This window comes from Phenylobacterium sp. (assembly GCF_028290885.1).
Taxonomy (GTDB): Bacteria; Pseudomonadota; Alphaproteobacteria; order Caulobacterales; family Caulobacteraceae; genus Phenylobacterium.
This window is the reverse complement of record NZ_JAQGIZ010000098.1, coordinates 1-5311: the sequence shown is the minus strand read 5'-3', so window position 1 is coordinate 5311 and position 5311 is coordinate 1. Positions and strand designations below refer to the sequence as shown.

Sequence of the window (5311 nt, the reverse complement as noted above, 5' to 3'; positions counted from 1 at the left end):
GAAATGCTCGTCCATGCCGTGTTGGAAGTGCCGCGTTTCGCCGGGATAGTGGTGGACGTCGACGATCCGCCCGTCCTCGTAGTACCCGCGCGCGACGCCGGCGGTCGGCGTGGTCCAGAAATAGTCGAGCACGTGGCGGTGGAAGGTGAGCCAGCCGCCCGACGGGAGGGACAAGTGCCAGACGCGCACGCGTTCGGTCTCGGACACCAGGATGTTGCCGACCGCCCCGTTGAACTGATGGCGTTCGAACTCCTCCCGCAGGTTTTGCGGCCAATCCCGGCGCGGATCGGCCGCCGGTCCCGGAGGGGCTATCTCGACGATCTCGTGGCGCATTGTTGTGGATCCAGGGCGCTACAGTTGCGGCTTGAGGATGACCTTGATCGCACCGTCCACGCGGTCGCGCGCATAGCGCAGGGCCTCCGGTAGGTCCGCGAGGCCAAAGGTGTGGGTGTGGATCAACGTGGCGTCGAACCGTCCGGACGCCATCAAGGCCAAGGCGCGGTGCGTGGCGCTGCGGCCTTCACCGCGGATGCCGTAGAGGTAGATGTTGTTCTGGACGGCATAGGCTAGGTCGATCTTCACCGGACCGTGCGGGAAGGCCGCAAGGCAGATCTTGCCTCCGCGGTTTGTCATCCGGATCGCCTGGTTGACCGACTCCTCGGTGCCGGCGCAGTCGAGGACATAGTCAGCGCCCTTGCCGGTGAGGCGCATGACCGAGGCCACGGGATCCTCTGCGGTGGAATCGATCGTGACGTCGGCGCCAAGCTTCGCGCCAATGGCCAGGCGATCGTTGCGCGTTCCGGTCAGGACGACCGGGTTCGCGCCCAGGGCCTTGGCGGTGGCCACGCCCAGCAGTCCGATGGGCCCAGGCCCGATGACCACGACCGACTCTCCGGCCAGCAGCCCGCCGAGCTCTGTGAAGCCGTACATCGAGGTTCCTGCCGTGACGACCAAGGCGGCCTCTTCGTCGGTCATCGAATCCGGGACGCGCACCAGGGTGTTGATGTGGTTGACGGCGTACTGCGCGAAGCCGCCGTTGGTGGTGAAGCCGTTGGCCCGGTGGCCCTTGTCGTTGCCGGGGTAGTTGGCGCCGTAGTTGTGGCAAGCGGTGTACATGCCTTCCCGACAGCGTTTGCATCGCCCGCAGCCGGCGTGGATTTCGACCGTGACGCGGTCGCCGACCTGGTACTCGTCGACGTTGGGGCCGAGGCCCACGACCGTTCCCATGTATTCATGGCCGGGCGTGAAACCCTGGTTGAAGGGCGGGCGGCCGTTGATCAGTGCGGGCGGTCCTTCGCCGATCACTTCCAGGTCGGTGGCGCAGATGGCGACGGCGTCGATGCGAACGAGGACTTCGGCCGCCCCAGGGCGCGGCGTGGGTTTCGTCGCCAGCTCGAGCTCGTTCGGATTTTTGAGCACCCAGGCGCGCATCGTCGCCGGAGCGGTGTTGTCCGACGGGGTTTCCGCCGTCTGCCTGGCGAGGGTGCGTACGGTCATGGAATCCGTTCCAGATAATTTGACCACTATGGCCTAAATGAGTGAACCCGCAAGCGCCGCCGCGGCGGGAGCGCTGCGACCCAGGATCAGGTCCGAGATGCGCTCGGCGACCATCAGCACCGGCAGGTTGGTGTTGCCGCGGGGGACGCTCGGCATCACCGAGGCGTCGGCGATCCGCAGGCCGGAGACGCCGTGCACCCGGCCCTGGCGATCGACCACGGACAGGGGGTCGTCGGCCGAGCCCATGCGGCAGGTGCCGGAGTGATGGGCCAGCGGCGCGACATTGGCGCGGACGAACTCCGCGAGCCGCGCGGGGTCGGCCAGCAGATCGGCGAGCGCTCCGCCCGGACCGCCGATCGAGCCCACCACCCGGTCTCCCAGGCCCGGCACGATGTCGAGCAGCGTCGCGATCGCCTGTGCGCGGAGGGCGTTGGCGGGGGTTCGCAGGCTGAACCTGGCCGCATTGGCCAGGCGACTGGCGCCGACCGGGACGCCGACCAGGGGCGAGACCTCGGGCGAGCTCAGCAATCGCGCAATGCGAAACAACCCCTCGCTGAGCCGGGCCGCGTCCCGCGGATCGCCGAGTAGGTTGTACTCGACGACGCAGGCTGGATCGCCGCCGTGCCCCGGCCGCAGCCGCACCTGGCCCCGCGAGGCCGGAGCCATCACCAGCGGGCTGAAGTGCGCCATCCGGCCGGCGATCGCGTGCCAGCTGGCCCGGCTGCCGAGCGCCAGGGCCATGTCCACTGAGCCGACCCCTTCGACGCCGGACGAGTAGCGGAACATGGTGTTGTTGTGGTTGCGCGCCGGCCGGCGTTGAACGGCCGGCGTTGAACGGCGGGCGGCCGCAGGTGGGCGAGCACGAGCAGGGTCGCGTGGTTCTGCAGATTGGCTCCGACGCCGCGGAGAGCCAGGCGGACAGGAACGCCGGCGGCCGACAGTTGCTGCGGATCACCCAGGCCCTGCTTGAGCAGGAACATCGGCGTCAGCAGGGCCCCCATGGCGAGGATGGTCTCCGCCGCGCGGAACGACAGCATCTCGCCGCCGACGCGCGCCCGGACGCCCACGATCTTCGCGCCGTCGAAGATCAGCTCGGTCGCCGTCGCATCCGCCAGGATGCTGAGGTTGGGGCGCCGGCGCACCTCCTCGGTGAGATAGGAGATCGCACTGGAGGCGCGCCGCGTGGCCGGCCCCGCGATCGGCAGCGAGCCGTAGCCATCGCGGAAGTCCGCGTTCATGTCGGCGATGAGCGGGATCCCCGTGCGAGCGGCATAGGCGCCCGCCGCCTTGGCGATCGGCGGCCAATACTCGGGGCGATGACGCCGAATCTCGGTGGGCCCATCCGCCCCGTGCAACTCGCCTCCGAAGTCCAGGTCATGCTCGAGCCGCCGGAAGTAGGGCACGACGTCGCGCCAGCTCCACCCCGCGGCGCCCTGATCCGCCCAGCCGTGGTAGTCCTGCGGTGTCCCCCGCAGCATGATCATGCCCATGATCGACGACCCCCCGCCCATGACCCGGGCATGCAGCAGGGGGTTGGCAGGCGAGGTGTGCTCGGTCAGCGCGTGCCCGGCCAGCGCCCAGCGGTATCGCGGGTTTCCGTAGGACAGCGGGTAAGGGTCGAGGATGTCGGCCGGGACGCGCCCCGGCGGCGTGTCCATCCCGGCCTCGATGAGCAGCACCCGGTTGCGCGATTGCGCCGAGAGGCGGTTGGCCAGCACGCACCCCGCCGTCCCGCCGCCGACGATGATGTAGTCGAAACTCTCGCTCAAATCGGAACTCCAAGCCGGCGAACTCCGCGCGGGGGCGCGGTCGGCGCCGCTCAGTCGAATAATATTGACCGATATGGTCAAGAAAAATATGAACGAGCGGCGGCGCGATCGCGGTGTGGGGGAGTGGCGTGGGCGTCATGTCGACAAGCAACGTCACCGAGAGCGAAGCCCTCTACCCGCCGCCGAGGGCCGCCTGGTTCGCCTGCACGATCCTCTTCCTGGGCTGTGCGCTGGCCTTCATGGACCGGGGCGTCATCAGCCTGTTCATCATCCCGATCCAACGGGATCTCCACCTTTCCGACACCCAGATCAGCCTGCTCGTCGGCTTCGCCTTCGCCGCCTTCAATGCGTTGTTCGGCCTGCCGGTGGCCCGTTGGATCGACGGCGGACCGCGCAAGACCATCGCTGCAATTGGCATCGCCGTCTGGAGCCTGGCGGCGTCAAGTTGCGGCCTGGCCACCAATTTCTGGCAGCTGTTCATCGGCCGGGTGGCGCTCGGCGCCGGAGAAGCCTCGGTGACGCCGGCGGGCGTGTCTCTGCTGGCCGACCTCTTCCCGCCGAAGCGCCGCGGCCGGGCGATGGGCCTGTTTTACGCCGGGACCTTCGTCGGCGGCGGGTGCGCGCTCGTCCTCGGCGGGTTCCTTTGGCGCAGCCTGGGTGATCGCCTCATGGCGCTACCGCTCGTCGGGCCGCTCCACTCTTGGCAGGTGGTGCTGATCCTGGTCGGCAGCCTGGGGTTCATCGTCGCCCCGCTCACCCTGCTGATCCCCGAGCCGAGGCGGCTTGATGGCGGCGGGCCAGCGGTGGTGGGCGGCGTGCCTCTGGCCGCGGTCGCGCGTTACTACAAGACCCATGCGAGAACCCTGGCGGGCCATAACGTCGGCTTCTGCCTGCAGAATTTTGCGCTGCATGCCGGCGCCGCTTGGTTGCCGACCCTGCTGGTGCGTACCGCGGGCTGGAGCATCGCCCAGGCCGGCGCGACCATCGGGCTGATGACGCTGGTGCTCGGACCGATCGGGGCGGCGACAGCAGGGGCCCTGGCCGACGCGCTCGCCATCCGCGGCCGCACCGATGGCAAGCTCATCGTCTGCATCGGCTCAGCGGGCATGTGCGCCGCGGCCGCTACGGTCATCGCCATCAATCCGATACCTAGCCTGCTCATCGCGGCGCTCGGAGCGTTCATGTTCTTCGGCGCGTTCAGCCTGCCGCTTGGCCCCGGCGCGCTGCAGGAGATCATGCCGAACGCCATGCGAGGCCAGGCGACCGCGGTCTATGTGGCGGTGACCAACCTGGTCGGCGGCGGTCTGGCGGCGACGACGGTCGCCTTGCTCACCGACTTCGTGTTCCACGACAAGGCCAAGCTAAATCTGTCGTTCGGCCTGGTCGGGGTGGTGGTCTGCATCCTGGCCGCCCTAACCCTGACCGCAACCCTGCGCGCTTTCCGGACCACCGTGAGGGAACGGCTAGGTCCCGCGCAGCTCGGCCCGGCCGCTGCCGCCGCATAGCCACTGTATTGACCGCATCGGTCAATTTATCTTGACACGAGATTGACCGAAGCGGTCTATTTAACCGCGGTCGCGCGTTTACGAGTCCGTCCTCCTCGGGACAATCAACGGGAGCCTTCCGGACAAGCGGCGCGTCGGACCCAAGTACCGAGGCGCTGGCGACAGTCAAACAAGAATGACTTGAATTGGGGAGTGAAACGATGGTGGTCCAAAGGACTTCGGCTCGATTGCTGCTGCCTTTAGGTACGCTGCTGTGCGGTACATTCCTCACTCATCCTGCGCTTGCCCAGTCCTCGATCCCACCGAAGTCCTCGTCGACAGCCGAATACACAGTTGAGACTGTTGTGGTCACGGCACGAAAGCTGATCGAAGACATCCAAGTCATTCCGGAGTCGGTCACGGCAATCGATTCCCGGACAATCGCCGCCGCGCACCTGACGCGATTGGATGACTTCAATTCGCTGGTCACCAACGTCAACATCACCAAGCGGGCGGACAACACCCCTGACGTGGTGATGCGCGGCGTCGGCTCCTTGGGCG

The 5311-nt window shown here is 67.8% G+C and carries 6 protein-coding genes; 2 read left to right on the top strand and 4 right to left on the bottom strand.

Annotation, left to right across the window (positions count from 1 at the left end):
- The 4 genes from JWP28_RS07185 to JWP28_RS07170 form a co-directional block, all read right to left on the bottom strand.
- Positions 1-333, bottom strand: a 333-nt coding sequence (locus tag JWP28_RS07185; protein WP_299541554.1) for a hypothetical protein, incomplete at its 3' end; no start/stop codon positions are given.
- 18 nt (positions 334-351) lie between these two features.
- The gene (locus tag JWP28_RS07180; RefSeq protein ID WP_299541552.1) at positions 352-1497 is read right to left on the bottom strand and encodes a zinc-binding dehydrogenase; all 1146 of its coding nucleotides are present in this window, start codon (positions 1495-1497) and stop codon (positions 352-354) included.
- 33 nt (positions 1498-1530) lie between these two features.
- A complete protein-coding gene (locus JWP28_RS07175; RefSeq protein WP_299541550.1) occupies positions 1531-2238 on the bottom strand; it encodes a GMC oxidoreductase in 708 nt (235 codons plus the stop codon).
- On the bottom strand, positions 2163-3266 hold the full coding sequence (locus tag JWP28_RS07170; RefSeq protein ID WP_299541548.1) for a GMC family oxidoreductase N-terminal domain-containing protein: 1104 nt from the start codon (positions 3264-3266) through the stop codon (positions 2163-2165). Before JWP28_RS07170 ends, JWP28_RS07175 begins: the two co-directional genes overlap by 76 nt.
- A 137-nt stretch (positions 3267-3403) precedes the next feature.
- Here JWP28_RS07170 and JWP28_RS07165 point away from each other — a divergent pair, with 137 nt between their 5' ends.
- Both JWP28_RS07165 and JWP28_RS07160 read left to right on the top strand, forming a co-directional pair.
- Entirely contained in the window at positions 3404-4771 is a 1368-nt protein-coding gene (locus tag JWP28_RS07165) for an MFS transporter (RefSeq protein ID WP_299541546.1), read from the top strand.
- A 227-nt stretch (positions 4772-4998) separates the two neighbouring features.
- Positions 4999-5311, top strand: a 313-nt coding sequence (locus JWP28_RS07160) for a hypothetical protein (protein WP_299541544.1), incomplete at its 3' end; no start/stop codon positions are given.